The organism is Companilactobacillus mishanensis, from assembly GCF_003946505.1.
GTDB lineage: Bacteria > Bacillota > Bacilli > Lactobacillales > Lactobacillaceae > Companilactobacillus > Companilactobacillus mishanensis.
The window spans coordinates 141,240-161,259 of sequence record NZ_RHON01000005.1 but is presented as its reverse complement, the minus strand read 5'-3'; the positions used below and the strand labels follow the sequence as shown (position 1 = coordinate 161,259).

The 20,020-nt window shown below is 38.3% G+C and carries 12 protein-coding genes and 5 tRNA genes; all 17 read left to right on the top strand.

Annotated features, from left to right (window positions below):
* Position 1: 1 nt before the first annotated feature.
* Positions 2-244, top strand: a complete 243-nt coding sequence (locus EKM63_RS07460; RefSeq protein ID WP_125705252.1) for an RNA-binding S4 domain-containing protein — start codon at positions 2-4, stop codon at positions 242-244.
* 99 nt (positions 245-343) lie between these two features.
* Complete coding sequence (locus EKM63_RS07455; RefSeq protein ID WP_125705250.1) at positions 344-739, top strand: FtsB family cell division protein; 396 nt, start codon at positions 344-346, stop codon at positions 737-739.
* Positions 740-760: 21 nt separating this feature from the next.
* Positions 761-1,165, top strand: a complete 405-nt coding sequence (locus EKM63_RS07450) for a S1 domain-containing RNA-binding protein (protein WP_125705248.1) — start codon at positions 761-763, stop codon at positions 1,163-1,165.
* 63 nt (positions 1,166-1,228) lie between these two features.
* Positions 1,229-2,554 carry a tRNA lysidine(34) synthetase TilS gene (gene tilS, locus EKM63_RS07445; protein WP_125705246.1) on the top strand — a complete coding sequence of 442 codons (1,326 nt, stop codon included), beginning with the start codon at positions 1,229-1,231 and terminating at the stop codon, positions 2,552-2,554.
* A gap of 2 nt (positions 2,555-2,556) precedes the next feature.
* The gene (gene hpt / locus EKM63_RS07440) at positions 2,557-3,102 is read left to right on the top strand and encodes a hypoxanthine phosphoribosyltransferase (protein WP_125705244.1); all 546 of its coding nucleotides are present in this window, start codon (positions 2,557-2,559) and stop codon (positions 3,100-3,102) included.
* A gap of 80 nt (positions 3,103-3,182) precedes the next feature.
* Entirely contained in the window at positions 3,183-5,378 is a 2,196-nt protein-coding gene (gene ftsH / locus EKM63_RS07435) for an ATP-dependent zinc metalloprotease FtsH (protein ID WP_125705242.1), read from the top strand.
* A gap of 54 nt (positions 5,379-5,432) precedes the next feature.
* Positions 5,433-6,314, top strand: coding sequence for an Hsp33 family molecular chaperone HslO (hslO, locus tag EKM63_RS07430; RefSeq protein WP_125705240.1), 882 nt, complete (start codon positions 5,433-5,435; stop codon positions 6,312-6,314).
* Positions 6,315-6,386: 72 nt separating this feature from the next.
* The gene (dusB, locus tag EKM63_RS07425; protein ID WP_125705238.1) at positions 6,387-7,391 is read left to right on the top strand and encodes a tRNA dihydrouridine synthase DusB; all 1,005 of its coding nucleotides are present in this window, start codon (positions 6,387-6,389) and stop codon (positions 7,389-7,391) included.
* Between the two features lie 56 nt (positions 7,392-7,447).
* Positions 7,448-8,938: a lysine--tRNA ligase gene (lysS, locus tag EKM63_RS07420; protein ID WP_225418276.1), complete on the top strand. Its 1,491-nt coding sequence runs from the start codon at positions 7,448-7,450 to the stop codon at positions 8,936-8,938.
* Between the two features lie 80 nt (positions 8,939-9,018).
* Positions 9,019-9,091 (top strand) — tRNA-Val (locus EKM63_RS07415).
* Between the two features lie 37 nt (positions 9,092-9,128).
* Positions 9,129-9,211: transfer RNA gene (locus EKM63_RS07410), tRNA-Leu, on the top strand.
* A 31-nt stretch (positions 9,212-9,242) separates the two neighbouring features.
* A tRNA-Thr gene (locus EKM63_RS07405) sits at positions 9,243-9,315 on the top strand.
* 4 nt (positions 9,316-9,319) lie between these two features.
* Positions 9,320-9,391: transfer RNA gene (locus tag EKM63_RS07400), tRNA-Gly, on the top strand.
* A gap of 25 nt (positions 9,392-9,416) precedes the next feature.
* A tRNA-Pro gene (locus EKM63_RS07395) sits at positions 9,417-9,490 on the top strand.
* A gap of 398 nt (positions 9,491-9,888) precedes the next feature.
* On the top strand, positions 9,889-12,405 hold the full coding sequence (locus EKM63_RS07390; RefSeq protein WP_125705235.1) for an ATP-dependent Clp protease ATP-binding subunit: 2,517 nt from the start codon (positions 9,889-9,891) through the stop codon (positions 12,403-12,405).
* Between the two features lie 219 nt (positions 12,406-12,624).
* Positions 12,625-16,287: a DNA-directed RNA polymerase subunit beta gene (gene rpoB / locus EKM63_RS07385; RefSeq protein ID WP_172968594.1), complete on the top strand. Its 3,663-nt coding sequence runs from the start codon at positions 12,625-12,627 to the stop codon at positions 16,285-16,287.
* Positions 16,288-16,317: 30 nt separating this feature from the next.
* On the top strand, positions 16,318-19,992 hold the full coding sequence (rpoC, locus tag EKM63_RS07380) for a DNA-directed RNA polymerase subunit beta' (RefSeq protein ID WP_125705231.1): 3,675 nt from the start codon (positions 16,318-16,320) through the stop codon (positions 19,990-19,992).
* Positions 19,993-20,020 lie beyond the last annotated feature (28 nt).

The window sequence follows — 20,020 nt, the reverse complement described above, 5'->3', positions numbered from 1 at the left end:
TATGAGATTAGATAAATTTTTAAAGGTCAGCCGGATCATCAAACGCCGTACAGTTGCCAAAGAGTTTACAGACAATGGACGTGCTTTAGTAAATGACCGAGTTGCCAAGTCTTCTACAGATATTTCTGAAGGGGATACTATCGAGTTACATTTTGGTGAAAGAACTATGAAAGTTCGTGTCTTGAATGTTAAAGAGACAACCAAGAAGAACGAATCAGCAGACTTGTTTGAAGAAATAAATTAAGATTTTTAAGTCAATTTGTTTAAAAAACTTTAAATTTTAACAAAGTTCTGTTTAAAGTTGGTATACTCGTAGTAATGATTTCTGAAGGGGAAAAATGGCATGGAGATAAGAAAAACAGCACATCCTAATATATCAGTGTTACGTCCAAGACAAGATGGAGTAGCAAAAGCCAATAGAACACAGTCCGATTACGTGGCTAAAGTTCATCAACGCCGTCTGATTTTAATAGGAGCATTGTTTGCTATTGTTATTTTAATTTTCGGGTCACAAATACTACTTTCCCAAAGAACTTATTCTCAAACAAATAACCAAATTGAGATAGGCCAACAGAAATTGCAAAAACAAAAAGCAACTGAAAAAGATTTGAATATTCAAATTGGACAATTGCAAAATACCAACTACCTTGAAAAATATGTACGTGATAAGTACATGTATTCTAAACCTGGGGAACAAGTATATAATTTGCCAATAAATGACACATCGGTACAAAAATAGGAAAGGGAATTTTTAATTTAGATGACAGTTGAAGTAGGATCAAAAACAGAAGGTAAAGTTACCGGAATTACTAACTTTGGAGCATTTGTCGATTTAGGGGATAAACAAAGCGGCATGGTTCATATCAGTGAGGTGGCAGATAGCTACGTCAAAGATATCCACGATGTTCTCAAAGTTGGCGACACGGTAAAAGTCCTCGTATTGAATGACAAGGACGGTAAGATTGCACTTTCTATTAAACAAGCAACTGACAAACCAAGACCACGTCATCACGAAAGAAAACCAAGACCACAACAACATCAACAACGTCCCGAAAGTTTTGACGATATGATGTCAGGATTCATGAAGGAAAGCGAAGATCGTTTGAGCACACTACGCAAGAACACAGAAGGAAAACGTGGTGGACGCGGTGGAAGACGCGGATAATTTTTAAGAAAATATAGGGGTTGGGACATAAGTCTCAGCCTTTTTATTTTTTAAGGAGAGAGTATGTCGATTGAGATAGATTTGATTGCTAAAGTTAAACATGTTTTGAAACAGAACCACGCTCAACGAATTTTGATTGCCGTTTCTGGGGGCGTTGACTCGATGGTCCTGACAGATGTCATTTCTAAAATTTATGCTAAAAGTGATTTTGCAGTGGTAAATGTTGATCACGATTTACGTCCTGAAAGTAAAAATGAAGTTAAGTTCGTGGCGGATTACTGTCGTGACAAGGGATTTGATTTTTATACTACCAAGTGGAATAAAAATTTTGGTGATTTAGGGATGGAAGCTGCCGCGAGAAAATTCCGGTACGGTTACTTTGAGAAAATAATGAATGATCACCAATTTGATACCTTACTTACAGCTCATCACGCAAATGATTTAGCAGAGAATATTTTGATGAAGTTGATTCGTTCAGGTAACGTTTATGAAATCACTAGCTTGAAGAGTCGTCGTAGCTTCGGTGGCGGCCAGTTGTTGCGACCACTTCTTAGTTTTTCAAAATCAGAGTTGAAGACTTACGCCAAGAAAAATAAGCTTGATCATATTCAAGATGAGACTAATTTTGAAAATATCACAATGAGAAATAGGCTCCGTAATAATATTTTTCCACAATTGGAAACAGAGAATGGACAACTACTTAAACATTTCGGATTGTTTGATCGACAGCTGAATGCTCTAATCGATATATCTATTGGCAAATTTCTAGAAATCGAACGAAATATGGATCTAAAAGAATCTAATTCAGGTTTATCGGGTAATTTAAGTAGAGTGGATAAATTGGATGTTGATCAGCAAACACTTTTTTGGGGAAGTCTCTTCACTCGAAAGTTACCAGAGGTTTCGGTAAGTAATAAACAAATAATACAATTGATTGAGGTTGTATTGAGTGAAAAGCCTAATACTACGGTTGATTTGGAAAATAATTGGAAATTTATCAGGTCTTATTCTGAATTTGAGGTCAAACAAGTTTTTGAAACTAAACAGACTGAATTAAAAGTCGAATTAAATAAGCGTTATAAATTTAATAATCACTGGTTTGAGTTAATTGAAACTGACGAAAGTGATGCCACCTTTTCAGTAGAAAGAATGCCAAAGCAAATTATTTTGAGAACCAGGCGAAGTGGTGATAAATTAACAATCAAGGACTTAAAGCATCAGAAACTTGGCAAAAGATTTATCAATGAAAAAATTCCCGAAATAAAACGAGATAATTTTCCAATATTATTATTCGATAATGAGGTTGTTTGGGTTGAAAAAATATATAATATAAGCGATTATTTAAAAACAGGGAAAATATTCTTTAAAATTCAATTTGATGAGGTATGAGAATGGATTCTGATATAGAAAGAGTTTTAGTGTCTGAAGATGAGATTGCTGAAGCAAATAAGCGTTTGGGGACACAATTAGCAAAAGATTATGCTGGAAAGAATCCTTTATTCGTCTGCATTCTGCGTGGTGCAGCAATGTTTATGATGGATTTGATCAAGCATGTAGATATCCCTATGGAATATGACTTTATGGATGTCTCAAGTTATGGTGGCGAAAATACGACTACAACAGGGGATGTCAAAATTATCAAAGACCTTGATACCTCTCTACGAGGTCGTGATGTAGTTATTGTTGAAGATATTATTGATACAGGATTCACTTTAGATCGATTGATCGAGTTGTTTAATACTCGACATGCAAATTCAGTCAAGATAGTTTCCTTTTTAGATAAACCGTCTCGCAGAATCAAACATGTTCATGTTGACTACAACGGCGTTAAAATACCTGATGCATTTGTGGTTGGATATGGAATGGATTATAACGAGCGATACCGCAATCTACCATACGTCGGCGTATTAAAACCAGAGATTTATTCAACAAAATAATTCAGTTAGCGGTACAATTATTATTGTGTTAATACCCACTAATGTTACAATATGTAACGTCTAAGCTTAGGAGGAAACATATGAAAAATAATCGAAATAGGCTCATTAACAATAGCCTGTTTTATATCTTGCTATTTGTAGTATTAGTACTTGCTGCAAGTTGGTTCGCGGGTGGTCAATCAACCGACCAAACCAAGACATTAAGCCAAGATCAATTTATTACACAATTAAAAAAGGGTAAGGTAAAGAGTTTCAAGATTGAACCTGTCAGTGGCGCTTACCAAGTTACTGGTCAATACAAAAAGGCTCAAAAAGTAAATTCTTCACGTTCAGTTTCCTTATTAGGACGTAGTAGTTCATCCAGTTCTAAAGTTTCTGAATTTACTTCTACAGTATTACCTAACAATGATACTTTGAAACAAATCAATAATGCCGCAATGGCAAAGGACGTAAAGACTACTGCAGCCGCTAAGTCTCAATCTAGTCAATGGTTGTACTTGATAATCTCTATCGTTCCGATCATTCTGATCTTCTTTGTTTTCTTCGCCCTTATGGGTCGTGGGGGTCAAGGTGGCGGTGCAAACCGTGTAATGAGCTTTGGAAAATCCAAAGTTAAGCCTGAAGATCCTAAGAAAAACAAAGTTAGATTCTCAGATGTTGCTGGTGCTGAGGAAGAGAAGCAAGAACTTGTCGAAGTTGTTGACTTCCTAAAAGATCCACGTAAGTATGTTTCACTTGGTGCTCGTATACCATCGGGTGTTCTTCTCGAAGGTCCTCCTGGTACTGGTAAGACTTTACTTGCAAAAGCTGTTGCTGGTGAAGCTAAAGTTCCATTCTATTCAATTTCAGGTTCAGATTTCGTTGAAATGTTCGTTGGTGTTGGTGCATCTCGTGTGCGTGATTTATTTGAAAACGCTAAAAAAGATGCTCCATCGATCATCTTCATTGATGAAATTGATGCTGTTGGTCGTCAACGTGGTGCCGGTACCGGTGGTGGTAACGACGAACGTGAACAAACACTTAACCAATTATTGATTGAAATGGATGGATTTACTGGTAATGAGGGTGTCATCGTTATGGCTGCTACTAACCGTTCTGATGTTCTTGACCCTGCGTTGCTACGTCCAGGCCGTTTCGACCGTAAAATTTTGGTTGGACGTCCTGATGTTAAAGGTCGTGAAGCTATTCTTAAAGTTCATTCTAAGAACAAGACCTTTACAGATGACGTTGATCTAAAAGTTATTGCACAACAAACACCAGGATTCGTTGGTGCTGATCTAGAAAACTTACTTAACGAAGCTGCTTTAGTTGCTGCAAGACGTCATAAAACTAAGATTGATTCTTCAGATATTGATGAAGCTGAAGATAGAGTTATCGCTGGACCAGCTAAGAGAAACCGTGTTATTTCTGATAAGGAACGTCACATGGTCGCATATCACGAAGCTGGACACGCAATTATTGGTTTGGTACTGAACGATTCTCGAGTAGTTAGAAAAGTTACTATCGTTCCTCGTGGACGTGCTGGTGGATATGCCATCATGCTTCCTAAAGATGATCAAAACTTGGTAACTAAGAAAGAATTAACAGAACAAATCGCTGGTTTACTTGGTGGTCGTACAGCCGAAGAAATTATCTTTGGTCAACAATCATCAGGTGCTTCAAATGACTTTGAACAGGCAACACAAATTGCCCGTACAATGGTTACTGAATATGGTATGACAGACCGTCTTGGTACTGTTCAACTTGAAAAAGATGGACAACCAGTTGGTAGTGGTGGCTATCGTGCAGAGCCTACTTACTCACAAGATACTGCTATGGCAATTGACCAAGAAGTTAAACGTATTATTGACGAAGCTCACGAACAAGCTAGAGAGATCATCGAAAGCCATCGTGATAAACATAAGTTGATTGCGGAAGCACTTCTCAAGTACGAAACACTTGATGAAAAAGAAATCCTTAGTTTGTTTGATACAGGTAAAATGCCTGAAAACGATGCAAACGCTGAATTCCCAAGTGAAACTGCAAACTCATTCGAGCAAGCAAAACGTGCTGCTGAAGCTAAAGATGCTGCAAAGCAAAAGTCAGAGACACCAACAAATGATTCAGATGATTCTAATGATTCTGATAATTCAGATGACTCGAATGGTTCTGGATCAGGTAATGTTGAAAAACCTGACGATACTCCTGAAGCACCTAAATCTGAAGATAAGAAAGATGACTCAAATGACATCCAATTTCCTTCAGAAAAAGATAACGATAACAATGACGATAAATAATCATTAAAAAAAGCGACTCGCAAGAGTCGCTTTTTATTACGAAGGGCGTATTTTATGACAGATAAATTAATAAAGTCGGTTTCAACTGATGGAAAATTTCGAGCATATGTCATTGATGCTACAGATACAATAGCTGAAGCTCAAAAGAGACATGATACTTGGACTAATTCCACTGCTGCACTGGGTCGTACAATGATTGGTTCAATACTAGTGGCAACTTCTACAATCAAGGAAGATGAGGTCCTTACTACAAGAGTTGTAGGGAACGGTCCTGCTGGTGCCATTGTTGTAGACGCAGATGCACAAGGTAATGTTAAGGGATACATTCAAAATCCTCACGTTAGTTTGCCGCTAAATGATAAACATCACATCGATGTACGTGGTGCAGTCGGAACACAGGGTACTTTGAGTGTTACAAAAGACTTACACTTAAAAGAACCATTTACAGGTCAAACACCAATTGTTTCTGGTGAGATTGGCGATGACTTCGCATACTACATGGCAAAGTCAGAGCAGATTCCTTCAGCAGTTGGAGTATCAGTTTTCGTACATCCTAACGAAACAGTCGGGGTTGCCGGAGGATTCCTGATTCAAACGTTACCTGGTGCAACTGACGATGACATTACTAAAATTGAAGATAATCTAAAAACTGTTCCCAACATTTCAGAATTGATGAATGAAGGATTGAGTTCTGAAGAGATACTTAACAAATTGATGCATGGTATCGAAATGAAAATATTGGATACAATGGATATCCGATTCAAATGCGATTGCTCTAAGGAAAAGTTTTCTAAGTCGCTCGCTACTTTGTCAGATGACGAGTTACAAGCAATGATCGATGAAAACCATGGTGCAGAGGCAGTATGCAAATTCTGTAATAACAAATATCAATTTTCTGAACAAGAGTTGGCTACTATAATTGCTGACAAAAAGTAATGTTATTTGCTATTAGTTTGTAAAATTTGCTATCATTGCATGTTGTAATTGAAATAATTAGAGGTAAAACGCATGGAATGGAAAATTGGAAACGTAAAAATTCCAAATCAAGTCGTTGTTGCGCCTATGGCTGGTGTTACCAATTCATCATTTAGACTGACCGCTAGAGAATTTGGAGCGGGTTTGGTTGTTTGTGAAATGGTCAGTGATAAAGGTATCGAATATCGAAATAAAAAGACATTGGATATGTTGTTCGTTGATCCCAAAGAGCATCCTGTCAGCATTCAGATATTTGGTGGAAGCCAAGAATCATTAGTTCAAGCAGCACAATACGTTGCTGAGAATACGAACGCTGATATCATTGATATTAATATGGGCTGTCCCGTTAAAAAGGTAACCAAAAACGATGCTGGGTCACGTTGGCTTTTGGATCCAGACAAAGTTTATCAAGTTGTGAAGGCAGTCAGCACTTCAATAGATAAACCATTGACCGTTAAGATGAGAACTGGTTGGGATAGTGACCATATTTTTGCAGTGGAGAATGCATTAGCTGCTCAAGAGGGTGGTGCATCTGCCATTGCTATGCATGGTCGGACTAAAGCACAGTTTTATCAAGGTAAAGCTGATTGGAATATTTTACATGATGTTGCACAACAGCTGACGATTCCATTCATGGGTAACGGAGATATTCGTACGCCTCAAGATGCAAAATACATGATCGATACTGTTGGCGCCGATGCTGCTATGGTCGGTAGAGCGGCCTTGGGTAACTTCTGGAAGCTGACAGCTATGGAACATTATATCGAGACAGGAGAGTTATTACCTGAGCCTGAAACTCGAGAAAAAATAAATACTGCTAAAATTCAGCTCGAACGTCTGGTAGACTTAAAAGGTGAGAAAATTGGCGTTCCAGAATTCCGCCAACAGGCAGCTTACTACTTAAAGGGTATTCCTCATGCCGTTCGTGCAAGGGCCCAAGTAATGCAAGCTGACAAAATGAACGAAGTTTTTGAAATTCTGGATAAATTCGTTGAAGACTATGAAAAGCGCGAAGCTCAAACAAGTAGAGTTTTGTAGGAATGGGGGAGAATGATTTGGGAAATCCAAATAAGCAAACTGGTAAAGAAAAGCAAATGAACGATCAACTTCGAGTTCGTCGTGAAAAGTTACAAGAGTTATATGATGAAGGTGTTGATCCATTCGGTTCACGTTTCGAAAGAACTGAATTGGCACAAGATATTCATGATAAATATGGTGACGAAGATAAAGAAACACTTGAAGAACAAGATCTTCCAGTTGTAATTGCCGGTCGTATGATGACAAAACGTGGAAAAGGTAAAGTTGGTTTTGCTGACATCCGTGATAGAAGTGGCAAGATTCAAATTTACGTTCGTAAGGATGAAGTTGGAGAAGAGAATTATCATATCTTCAAACGTTCTGATATTGGTGATCATCTTGGTATTCATGGAGAAATCATGAAGACTGATATGGGTGAATTGACAATCAAAGCAACTCACGTAACTATGTTGTCTAAGTCACTACGTCCATTACCAGATAAATTTCATGGTTTGACAAACATCGAGCAAATTTATCGTCAAAGATATTTAGATTTGATTGCTAATCAAGATAGTTTTGATCGTTTTAAGAAACGTACCAAGATTATTTCAGCCATTCGTGAGTATTTAGATGGAGAAGGCTTTATGAGTGTTGAAACACCTGTTTTGAATACACAAGCTGGTGGTGCTACTGCTCGTCCATTCATGACTCACCACAATGCTCTAGATATGGATATGTACTTGCGTATTGCCTTAGAGCTTCCATTGAAGAGATTAGTCGTTGGTGGATTTGAACGTGTATATGAAATTGGTAGAGCCTTCCGTAACGAAGGATTGGATACACAACACAACCCTGAATACACAAGTTTGGAAACATATGCAGCTTACTTTGACATGACTGACGTTATGAAAGAAGTAGAAGGCATGTTCAAACATGCAGCTGAGGCTGCTCTTGGTACAACTAAAGTAACTTACCAAGGTGAAGAAATTGACTTGGGCAAACCTTTCAAACGTATCAAGATGGTTGATGCTATCAAAGAACAAACTGGCATCGACTTCAGTCAAGATATGGACCTTGATGCAGCACGTAAGTTGGCTGATGACAAGGGTGTCCATTACGAAAACTTCTGGGGTGTGGGACACATTATCTCCGAATTCTTTGATGAATTCGTTGAAGACACACTCAAGGAACCAACATTTATCTATGAATATCCACTAGAGGTTTCTCCTTTAGCTAAGAAAAATAAAGACAATCCTAACTTCACTGACCGTTTTGAAGTTTATATCTTAGGTCATGAATACGGAAATGCCTTTACAGAATTAAATGATCCAATCGATCAACGTCAACGTTTTGAAGCACAAGCTGAAGAACGTTCAAATGGTAACGACGAAGCTGAACATATTGATGATGATTTCGTCGAAGCTCTTGAATACGGTATGCCACCAACAGGTGGACTTGGAATTGGTGTTGATAGATTAGTAATGTTGCTTACAGATGCGCCTTCGATCCGCGATGTTATCCTCTTCCCAACCATGAGACCAGAAGATAATTCACAAAATGAAGAATAATAATTAAAAAAGTCAGCGAATTTTCGTTGACTTTTTTTGTTGTCTTTGAGTATAATAATATAGTTGTCGATTAAAGACATGGAGGATTAGCTCAGCTGGGAGAGCATCTGCCTTACAAGCAGGAGGTCACAGGTTCGATCCCTGTATCCTCCATTAAGCAAATAGCTTAATGGTTTAACATTTCCATTTTGCGGGTGTGGCGGAATTGGCAGACGCGCTAGATTTAGGTTCTAGTGTCCAATGGACATGAAGGTTCAAGTCCTTTCACCCGTATTAGTTATATTGTATGATTTTAATTAATCATGCCGACTTAGCTCAGTTGGCAGAGCATCTGTCTTGTAAACAGGGGGTCGGAAGTTCGAATCTTCTAGTCGGCATTTTGCGGAAGTAGTTCAGTGGTAGAACATCACCTTGCCATGGTGGGGGTCGCGAGTTCGAATCTCGTCTTCCGCTTCACAGATATATCACATACGTCAATCGGGAAGTAGCTCAGTTTGGTAGAGCATCACGTTCGGGGCGTGGGGGTCGCAAGTTCAAATCTTGTTTTCCCGATAAAGTTAAAAGGTAATTAATTCAATATTTTGAATTAATTACCTTTTTTGATTGTCTGAGAGTGTGTATTGCTTTACAAATATTCATAAAAACATTAGTATTATAGCCCTTACATATTTATATCATCTCTATTAAGAGATTTTTGGTAGCATTGATTGCTTTTTAGGTGAGTTACATATTAACATGATTATAGGTATTAAATAAGAATCAAAAAAATCACAAACTAATTTGTACTATTTGCCTGAAAGTAATGGTATTGTTGCATTAGATTCAGATGAATAATAAATATTTAGGAGTACCACAAGGTGTTGTTGAGACTATAGTTTTAATTGCTTGATTTTTTTAGCTATAGAATTATACTTTCATCACAGATTAATTAATAAGTCGAGGTAACTATTATGGACAAAGTGTTTACCGAAAGCGCAAAAAACGCACTTGTTTTGGCTCAAGAGCAGGCTAAGACATTTCATCATAATGCTGTTGGCACGGAACATATTTTACTAGGTCTTACCATGGAGAATGATGGTATTGCTGGTATTACTTTACGTGACTTGGCTGTAAGCGACAAAGACGTTATCGAAGAGATCGAGCATCTTACAGGTTACGGCGATTCATCAGCAAACACTGCTACTGGCATTTACCTCCCTTATTCACCAAAGGGTCAACAAATTTTATCAGGTTCAGAAGGTGTTTCAACGCAATACAATTCAAGTAGAATTGGAACAGAACACATTCTCCTAGCTATTTTGGATGATTCAGATAATCTAGCAAACCGAATTTTGACAAACCTTGGATTGAGTTTAACAAAAACTAAGAATCTACTATTAAGTAAGATGGGAATGACCAACAAGACTGCTCGTCGTGGTGTTGGTGCTAACCAAAAGAAGAAGGAACAAGCTGGAACTCCTACATTGGATTCATTAGCTCGTGACTTGACTAAATTAGCAGCTGAAAACCGTGTCGATCCTGTTGTGGGTCGTGCAAAGGAAGTTGAACGTACGATTCAAATTCTTAGTCGTCGTACAAAAAACAATCCTGTATTAGTTGGTGAACCAGGTGTTGGTAAAACAGCTATCGTTGAAGGACTAGCCGAAGCAATCGTTGCTAAGACAGTTCCTTCAGACATGCAAAACAAACGTATCATGATGCTAGATATGGGCTCATTAGTTGCCGGTACTAAGTATCGTGGTGAGTTTGAAGATAGATTAAAGAAAATTATTGAAGAAATTTATGCAGACAAACATGTAATTCTATTTATTGATGAATTACATACTTTGATTGGTGCTGGTGGTGCAGAGGGTGCTATTGATGCATCTAACATTTTGAAACCAGCTTTAGCTCGTGGCGAACTACAATTGATCGGTGCCACAACTTCAAATGAGTATCAAAAGTACATTGAAAAAGATACAGCATTGGAACGTCGTTTTGCTAAGGTTTACGTCGAAGAGCCAACTGCTGAAGAATCTATCCAAATTTTGGATGGACTACGTCCACGTTATGAACAACATCATGGATTAACAATTTCAGATGCTGCTGTCAGTGCAGCGGTTCGTCTATCAACACGTTACTTAACTAACCGTTTCTTACCAGATAAGGCGATTGATTTAATTGATGAAGCTTCAGCTAAGGTACGTATTCATAACAATGCCAACAATAACGAGTTGGAAAAGTTGAATTCTCAATCACTCGAACTTATCGACGAAAAGAATGCCGCCATCCTTAATCAAGATTTTGGTAAGGCTGCTCAAATTCGTGAAAAGGAACAAGACCTTCAAGCTAAGATCGAAGAATATAAAGAAGCCGAAGGCGACGGCAAGTTGAAGAAACCTGTTGTTGGTGAACAAGATATTGCTGAGATCATTGCCGACTGGACTGGTGTACCAGTTACTCAAATCACTCGTAAAGAGAGTGAACGTTTGATGAATCTTGAAAAAGAACTCCACAAACGGGTTGTCGGTCAAAATGATGCTATTGGTGCTGTTTCTAGAGCTATCCGTCGTGCCAGAAGTGGTATGAAAGATCCTGATCGTCCAATCGGTTCATTTATGTTCTTAGGACCTACTGGTGTTGGTAAGACAGAACTTGCTAAGTCTATTGCCGAAGTTATGTTTGGATCAGAAGACAACTTGATCCGTGTTGATATGTCAGAATACATGGAACAATACAGTACATCTAAACTTATCGGTTCAGCTCCAGGTTATGTTGGATTCGACGAAGGTGGTCAATTAACTGAGAAAGTTAGAAATGAACCATATTCAGTAATCCTACTTGATGAAGTTGAAAAGGCTCATCCAGATGTTTTCAACATCTTGTTGCAAGTCCTAGATGATGGTATTTTAACTGATGCTAAAGGTCGTAAGGTCGATTTCAGAAATACAATCATTATCATGACTTCTAACTTGGGTGCTCGTTCACTTGAAGAAGATAAATCTGTTGGATTTGGTGCTAAAGACGCACGTAATGATTACAAAGAAATGCAATCACGTATCAATTCAGAGTTGAAGAAATTCTTCAGACCTGAGTTCTTGAACCGTATTGATGAAACAATCGTCTTCAAAGCATTAGATAAGGAACAACTCAAAGCTATTGCTAAGATCATGAGTAACAATTTGAGAAAGAGATTGTTGGATAGAAATATCAAATTATCAATTTCTCCTTCAGCTTATGAAGATCTTGTTAAGGATGGATACAACCCAGAATATGGTGCCCGTCCAATGAGAAGAACGATCCAAAGAGAAATCGAGGATCCAGTGAGTGAGTTGTTGTTAATGAACAATATTTCAGAAGGCGACACTATCAAAGTAGGCTCAAAGAAGGGCAAACTTGAAATCAATGTCGATAAAGCAGTTAAACCTTCAAAAAAAGTAAATAATAAAAAGAACTCTAAAGATAATAAAAAAGGTGCTAAAGTCTAAATATTAATTGAGTTGTAATCATTGACAAAGCCAATTAATGCTAGTAATATTGCACTTGAGATTTAAAGTTCAAAACGCAAACCGCGATCTATTGTCCGTGGCGATGCCGTATAGAAAAAGCAAAAATAGAAAAATAATTCTATTTTTGGTTTTTTTTTGCCTTAAATTAGGTAATTAAACCGTTTGCATACAATTTGTAACACAATTGTAATATTTCTAATGGTGCGTATTTGGACAAAAATATATGCTGAGGTGAAGAATTTGACTTTTCATAACGTAAATTATGGTGCACACCGTGTTCGTCGTAGTTATGCCAAGATCAAGGAAGTACTTCCACTCCCAAATCTAATTGACATCCAAAAGAATTCTTACAATTGGTTCTTAGACGAAGGTCTTAAGGACATGTTTGATGACATAATGCCAATCGATGATTTTGCTGGAAACCTTTCATTGGAATACGTTGACTACAAATTATTGGAACCAAAATATACAGTCGAAGAAGCTAGACAACATGATGCTAACTTCTCAGCCCCACTACACGTAACTTTGAAATTGACTAACCACGAAACTGGTGAGATCAAGACTCAAGACGTGTTCTTTGGTGACTTCCCAATAATGACAGATCAAGGTACTTTCATTATTAATGGTGCTGAACGTGTTATCGTTTCACAATTAGTTCGTTCTCCTGGTATCTACTACAATGCTGATACTGATAAGAACGGTCGTATTACTTTCGGTACTACAGTTATTCCTAACCGTGGTGCTTGGTTGGAATATGAAACAGATGCTAAGGGTCTTGGATACGTAAGAATCGATAGAACTAGAAAGTTACTTATGACTGAACTAGTTAGAGCTTTAGGTTTTGGCTCTGATTCTGAAATCTTAGATATCTTTGGTGAAAATGACACACTTAATTTGACACTTGAAAAAGATGTTCATAAAGATACAAGTGACTCACGTGTTGAAGAAGGCTTGAAAGATATCTATGAAAGACTTCGTCCTGGTGAACCAAAGACTGCAGATAGTTCTCGTTCATTGCTATATGCTAGATTCTTTGACCCACGTCGTTATGATTTAGCTTCAGTTGGTCGTTACAAGATCAATAAGAAACTAAACATTAAGACACGTTTGCTTAACCAAACATTAGCTGAAACATTGGCTGATCCTGATACAGGTGAAGTTGTTTTGGCAAAAGATACAGTTATCGATCGTGATGCTATGAACACATTGAGTCCATATCTTGATCGTGATGACTTTAAGACTGTTACATTGCAACCTTCTGATGAAGGTGCTCAAACAGATCCTGTTACACTTCAAATTATCAAAGTTTACTCAAAAGAAGATAATGAAAAAGTTGTTAACATCATCGGTAATGGTCACATTGACGAAAACAACCGTACTATCCAAGTTGCTGATATCCTTGCAGGTTTGAATTACTTCTTAAACCTTAAAGAAGATATTGGTAATACTGATGATATTGATCACTTGGGTAACCGTCGTATTCGTTCAGTCGGTGAATTACTTCAAAACCAATTCCGTATTGGTTTGTCACGTATGGAACGTGTTGTACGTGAAAGAATGTCAATTCAAGACTCATCAACTGTTACACCTCAACAGTTGATCAACATTAGACCAGTTGTTGCCTCAATCAAGGAATTCTTTGGTTCATCACAACTTTCACAGTTCATGGATCAGACTAATCCACTTGGTGAGTTGGAACACAAGCGTCGTCTGTCAGCTCTTGGACCTGGTGGTTTGACTCGTGATCGTGCCGGATATGAAGTTCGTGACGTTCACTATACTCACTATGGTCGTATGTGTCCTATTGAAACTCCCGAAGGTCCTAATATCGGACTTATTAACAACTTGGCCAGTTACGCTATTGTTAATAAATATGGTTTCATCGAAACACCATATCGTCGTGTTTCATGGGATACTCATAAAGTTACTGATAAGATTGATTACTTAACAGCTGACGAAGAAGATAATTACATCGTTGCTCAGGCCAACTCAATTTTAGCTGATGATGGTTCATTCGTTGATGATACAATTTTGGCTCGTCACAAGGATGACAACATTGAAACAACTGCTGACAAAGTCGATTACATGGACGTTTCACCTAAGCAAGTTGTTTCTGTAGCTACTGCATGTATTCCTTTCTTGGAAAACGATGATTCAAACCGTGCCCTAATGGGTGCTAACATGCAACGTCAAGCTGTTCCTTTGGTTGACCCACATGCTCCACTTGTTGGTACATCAATGGAATATATTGCTGCCCATGATTCTGGTGCTGCATTGCTTGCACAACATGCAGGTACTGTTCAATATGTTGATGCAAAGAAGATCACTGTTGAACGTAATGATGATGGAACTACTGACGAATATAAAGTTACTAAGTTCCGTCGTTCTAATAATGGTAAGAGTTACAACCAAAGACCAATCGTTCGTAAGGGCGAAGAAGTTAAGGCTGGCGATATTATTGCTGATGGTCCTGCTATGGAAGGTGGAGAATTAGCTCTTGGTCAAAACCCACTTATCGCTTTCATGACATGGAACATGTATAACTACGAAGATGCCATTGTTCTTTCAGAAAAATTAGTTCGTGAAGATGCATATACTTCAATCCATATTGAAGAGTATGAATCAGAAGCACGTGATACAAAACTTGGACCTGAAGAAATCACACGTGAGATTCCTAACGTTGGTGAAGAATCTCTTAAAGATCTTGATGAGTTCGGTGTTATCCGCATCGGTGCTGAAGTACGTGATGGTGATATTCTAGTTGGTAAAGTTACACCTAAAGGTGTTACAGAATTATCAGCTGAAGAAAGATTACTACATGCTATCTTTGGTGAAAAAGCTCGTGAAGTTCGTGATACTTCACTTCGTGTACCACATGGTGGTGGCGGAATTATCCAAGATGTAAAAGTATTTACTCGTGAAGCTGGGGATGAATTGAACCCTGGTGTTAACATGATGGTTCGTGTCTACATTGCTCAAAAACGTAAGATTCAAGTTGGTGACAAGATGGCCGGACGTCATGGTAATAAAGGTACCGTTTCAATCGTTGTACCTGAAGAAGATATGCCATACATGCCAGATGGTACTCCAGTAGATATCCTATTGAACCCAATGGGTGTTCCATCACGTATGAATATCGGACAAGTTCTTGATCTTCACTTAGGTATGGCTGCTAGAAAACTTGGCATCCATGTTGCAACACCTGTTTTCGATGGTGTTAGTGATGATGAGTTATGGGACATTGTTAAAGAAGCTGATATGGATTCAGATGGTAAGTCTATTCTTTATGATGGACGTACTGGTGAACCATTCAAGAATCGTGTCGCTGTTGGTGTTATGTACTACATGAAGTTAGCTCACATGGTTGACGATAAGTTACATGCCCGTTCAATCGGACCTTACTCACTTGTTACACAACAACCACTTGGTGGTAAAGCACAATTCGGTGGACAGAGATTTGGTGAAATGGAAGTTTGGGCCTTGGAAGCCTATGGTGCCGCTTATACACTTCAAGAAATCTTGACATACAAGTCTGATGATATTGTTGGACGTGTTAAGACTTATGAAGCCATTGTTAAGGGTGAAAGTATTCCTAAGCCTGGAGTTCCTGAATCATTCCGTGTTCTTGTTAAAGAATTACAAGCTCTTGGACTTGATATGAAAGTTCTAGACAGTAGTAAAAAAGAAATCGAACTTAGAGATATGGATGACGACGACGATACTGTAAGTATTGACGCACTATCTAAATTTGCTAAGCAACAAGAACAAAAACGTGCCGAAGAAGAAGCTAAAAAGCTAGAAGCTGAAGATGGACAATCAGTTCAATCAAGCGATTCACAAGGAACAAAATCAGAAAAATAGTTAAATTTGGCATGTTAGGGAGGTTACCTTTTGATAGACGTTAATAAATTTGAAAGTATGCAAATTGGTCTAGCTTCTCCAGATAAGATCCGCAGTTGGTCTTATGGTGAAGTTAAAAAACCCGAAACAATCAACTACCGTACTTTGAAACCAGAAAAAGATGGTCTGTTCGATGAAAGAATCTTTGGACCAACAAAAGACTGGGAATGTGCTTGTGGTAAGTACAAACGTATCCGTTATAAGGGTATTGTTTGTGACCGCTGTGGTGTTGAAGTTACTCGTTCAAAGGTTCGTCGTGAACGTATGGCTCATATCGAATTAGCAGCTCCAGTTACACATATCTGGTATTTCAAGGGAATTCCATCACGTATGGGATTAGTTTTGGACATGAGCCCAAGAAATCTTGAAGAAGTAATTTACTTTGCTTCATACGTAGTTATTGACCCAGGTGATACAGACCTAGAAACAAAACAACTACTTACAGAATCTGAATACCGTAAGAAGCGCGAAGAATTTGGTAACAAGTTTGTTGCTAAAATGGGTGCTGAAGGTATCAGAGAACTTCTTAGCCAAGTAGATATGCCGGCAGAAGTTAAGGATCTTCGTGAAGTTCTACAAACTGCACAAGGTCAAAAACGTACACGTGCTATCAGACGTTTGGATATTTTGAGTGCTTTCCAAAAATCTGGTAACAAACCGGAATGGATGGTAATGGATGCAATTCCCGTTATCCCACCTGATTTACGTCCAATGGTTCAACTTGAAGGTGGCCGTTTTGCCACTTCCGATTTGAATGATTTGTACCGTCGTGTAATTAACCGTAATAACCGTTTGAAGAGATTGTTAGATTTAAATGCACCTAACATCATCGTTCAAAATGAAAAGAGAATGTTGCAAGAGGCCGTTGATGCCTTGATCGATAATGGTCGTCGTGGCCGTCCAGTTACTGGACCAGGTAACAGACCATTGAAGTCACTTTCACATATGCTTAAAGGTAAGCAAGGACGTTTCCGTCAAAACTTACTTGGTAAACGTGTTGACTACTCAGGTCGTTCAGTTATCGATGTTGGTCCTACATTGAAGTTCTATCAATGTGGATTGCCTCGTGAAATGGCTTTGGAATTGTTCAAACCATTCGTAATGCATGAATTAGTTAAACGTGAAATTGCTTCTAACGTTAAAAATGCTAGAAGGAAAATTGATCGTCAAGATGACGACATCTGGGATGTTCTTGAAGATGTAATCAAGGAACGTCCAGTATTACTTAACCGTGCCCCTACACTTCATAGACTTGGTATTCAAGCCTTTGAACCTGTTCTAGTTGACGGTAAGTCAATTCGTCTACATCCACTTGCTTGTGAAGCTTATAATGCCGATTTTGATGGGGATCAGATGGCTGTCCACGTTCCTCTATCAGACGAAGCTCAAGCTGAAGCTCGTATGTTGATGCTTGCTGCTCACCATATTCTTGCTCCTAAAGATGGTAAACCTATCGTTACACCATCACAGGATGTTGTTTTGGGTAACTATTATCTAACAATCGAAACAAGACATATGACTGGTGAAGGTAAGATCTTCAAGGATTCAAACGAAGTACAAATGGCTCTCTTGAATGGTGATGTTCATTACCATACAAGAATTGGTATTGCTGTTAATTCAATGCCAAACAAACCATTTACAGATGAACAACGCAAACAAGTTATGATCACTAGTGTTGGTAAGGTTATCTTCAACGAAATTCTTCCAGAAGATTTCCCATACTTAAATGAACCTACTGACGATAACTTGATCAATGGTGTTCCTGACAAGTATTTCTTGGATAAGGGAGCAAACATTGACGATATTCTTGATGAAATGGATCTTATTGATCCATTGAAGAGTGGATTCTTGAGTGATATCATTGCTCAAATTTTCAAAGTATATCGTGTTCAAAGAACTTCAGAACTACTAGATGATATGAAAGAATTAGGTTACACAATCTGTACTTATTCTGGATTAACAGTTGGTGTTACTGATGTTCCTAACTTAACAGAAAAGCCTGAAATTATTGACAAGGCCCACAAACAAGTTGCTTCTATTTCTAAGCAATTCCGTCGTGGACTTATCACTGATGATGAACGACATGATCGTGTTATTAGTGTTTGGAACGAAACAAAAGACGATATTCAACAAAAGCTTATCGATTCATTTGATCCTACAAACCCTATCTCAATGATGTCTGACTCTGGTGCCCGTGGTAATATCTCAAACTTTACACAGCTTGCTGGTATGCGTGGACTTATGGCTGCTCCTAACGGTGGTATGATGGAAATCCCAGTTATTTCTAACTTCCGTGAAGGACTATCTGTTTTGGAAATGTTCATGTCAACTCACGGTGCCCGTAAAGGTATGACCGATACAGCCTTGAAGACAGCCAACTCAGGTTACTTAACACGTCGTCTAGTTGATGTTGCTCAAGATGTTATCGTCCGTGAAGAAGATTGTGGTACTGATCGTGGATTAGTCGTTCATTCAATTATGGAAGGTAACGACTTGATCGAACCATTGTTTGACCGTTTAGTTGGACGTTATACACAAAAGACTGTTACAGATCCTGAAACTGGTGAAGTAATTGTTCCTCGTGGTACTTTGATGGATGAAGACATTGCACAAAAAGTTGTCGATGCCGGCGTTCAAGAAGTTACAATTCGTTCAGCATTTACATGTAATACAAAACATGGTGTATGTAAGAAATGTTATGGTCGTAACCTTGCTACTGGTGAAGAAGTCGAAATTGGTGAAGCGGTTGGTACTGTTGCTGCTCAATCAATCGGTGAACCCGGTACACAATTGACTATGCGTAACTTCCATACTGGTGGTGTTGCTGGTGGCGATGATATTACACAAGGACTTCCTCGTGTTCAAGAAATCGTTGAAGCCAGAAACCCTAAAGGTCTTGCTATCATTTCCGAGGTTGATGGTACTATTACTGCAATTGATGAAAATCCTGCAGAACATACCAAAGAAATTACTGTTGAAGGTAATATCGATACTAGAACTTATAGTGTTCCTTATACATCAAGTGTTGCGGTTGCCGAAGGTGACTCAATCAAACGTGGTGGTAAGTTAACACAAGGTTCAATCGATCCTAAGGAATTGATCAAGATCACAAACGTTCTTACAACAGAAAACTATCTACTTGCTGAAGTTCAAAAAGTTTACCGTATGCAAGGTGTTGATATTTCAGATAAGCATTTCGAGGTTATGATCAGACAAATGCTACGTAAGATCAGAGTTCTTGATCCTGGTGATACAGACGTATTACCTGGTGAATTGATGGATATTGCACAATTTACAGATCACAACCGTGAGACATTGATCAGCGGTGGCGTTCCTGCTACTGGTCGTCCAGTGTTACTCGGTATCACAAAAGCATCACTTGAAACTAACAGTTTCTTGTCAGCTGCTTCCTTCCAGGAAACAACAAGAGTTCTTACAGATGCTTCAATTCGTGGAAAGAACGATCCACTACTTGGACTTAAAGAAAATGTTATTATTGGTAAACTTATCCCTGCCGGTACTGGTATGGCTAAGTATGGTCATATGGAACCAAAGAAAACTGGTCCAATGGCTGCCAACTCTTTAAACGGAGCTTATACAATTTCTGACATCGAAGAACAAATGAAAGCTGAAGATGCTAAGAAACAAGAAGAAAACAAAAATTAGATTTCATAAATAAGTTGTAACGAGAATA

Bases quoted from the DNA above. Each gene is read 5' to 3' on its own strand.
- EKM63_RS07460 (WP_125705252.1), top strand. From the start codon at position 2: ATGAGATTAGATAAATTTTTAAAGGTCAGCCGGATCATCAAACGCCGT.
- EKM63_RS07455 (WP_125705250.1), top strand. From the start codon at position 344: ATGGAGATAAGAAAAACAGCACATCCTAATATATCAGTGTTACGTCCA.
- EKM63_RS07450 (WP_125705248.1), top strand. From the start codon at position 761: ATGACAGTTGAAGTAGGATCAAAAACAGAAGGTAAAGTTACCGGAATT.
- tilS (WP_125705246.1), top strand. From the start codon at position 1,229: ATGTCGATTGAGATAGATTTGATTGCTAAAGTTAAACATGTTTTGAAA.
- hpt (WP_125705244.1), top strand. From the start codon at position 2,557: ATGGATTCTGATATAGAAAGAGTTTTAGTGTCTGAAGATGAGATTGCT.
- ftsH (WP_125705242.1), top strand. From the start codon at position 3,183: ATGAAAAATAATCGAAATAGGCTCATTAACAATAGCCTGTTTTATATC.
- hslO (WP_125705240.1), top strand. From the start codon at position 5,433: ATGACAGATAAATTAATAAAGTCGGTTTCAACTGATGGAAAATTTCGA.
- dusB (WP_125705238.1), top strand. From the start codon at position 6,387: ATGGAATGGAAAATTGGAAACGTAAAAATTCCAAATCAAGTCGTTGTT.
- lysS (WP_225418276.1), top strand. From the start codon at position 7,448: ATGAACGATCAACTTCGAGTTCGTCGTGAAAAGTTACAAGAGTTATAT.
- EKM63_RS07390 (WP_125705235.1), top strand. From the start codon at position 9,889: ATGGACAAAGTGTTTACCGAAAGCGCAAAAAACGCACTTGTTTTGGCT.
- rpoB (WP_172968594.1), top strand. From the start codon at position 12,625: ATGGTGCGTATTTGGACAAAAATATATGCTGAGGTGAAGAATTTGACT.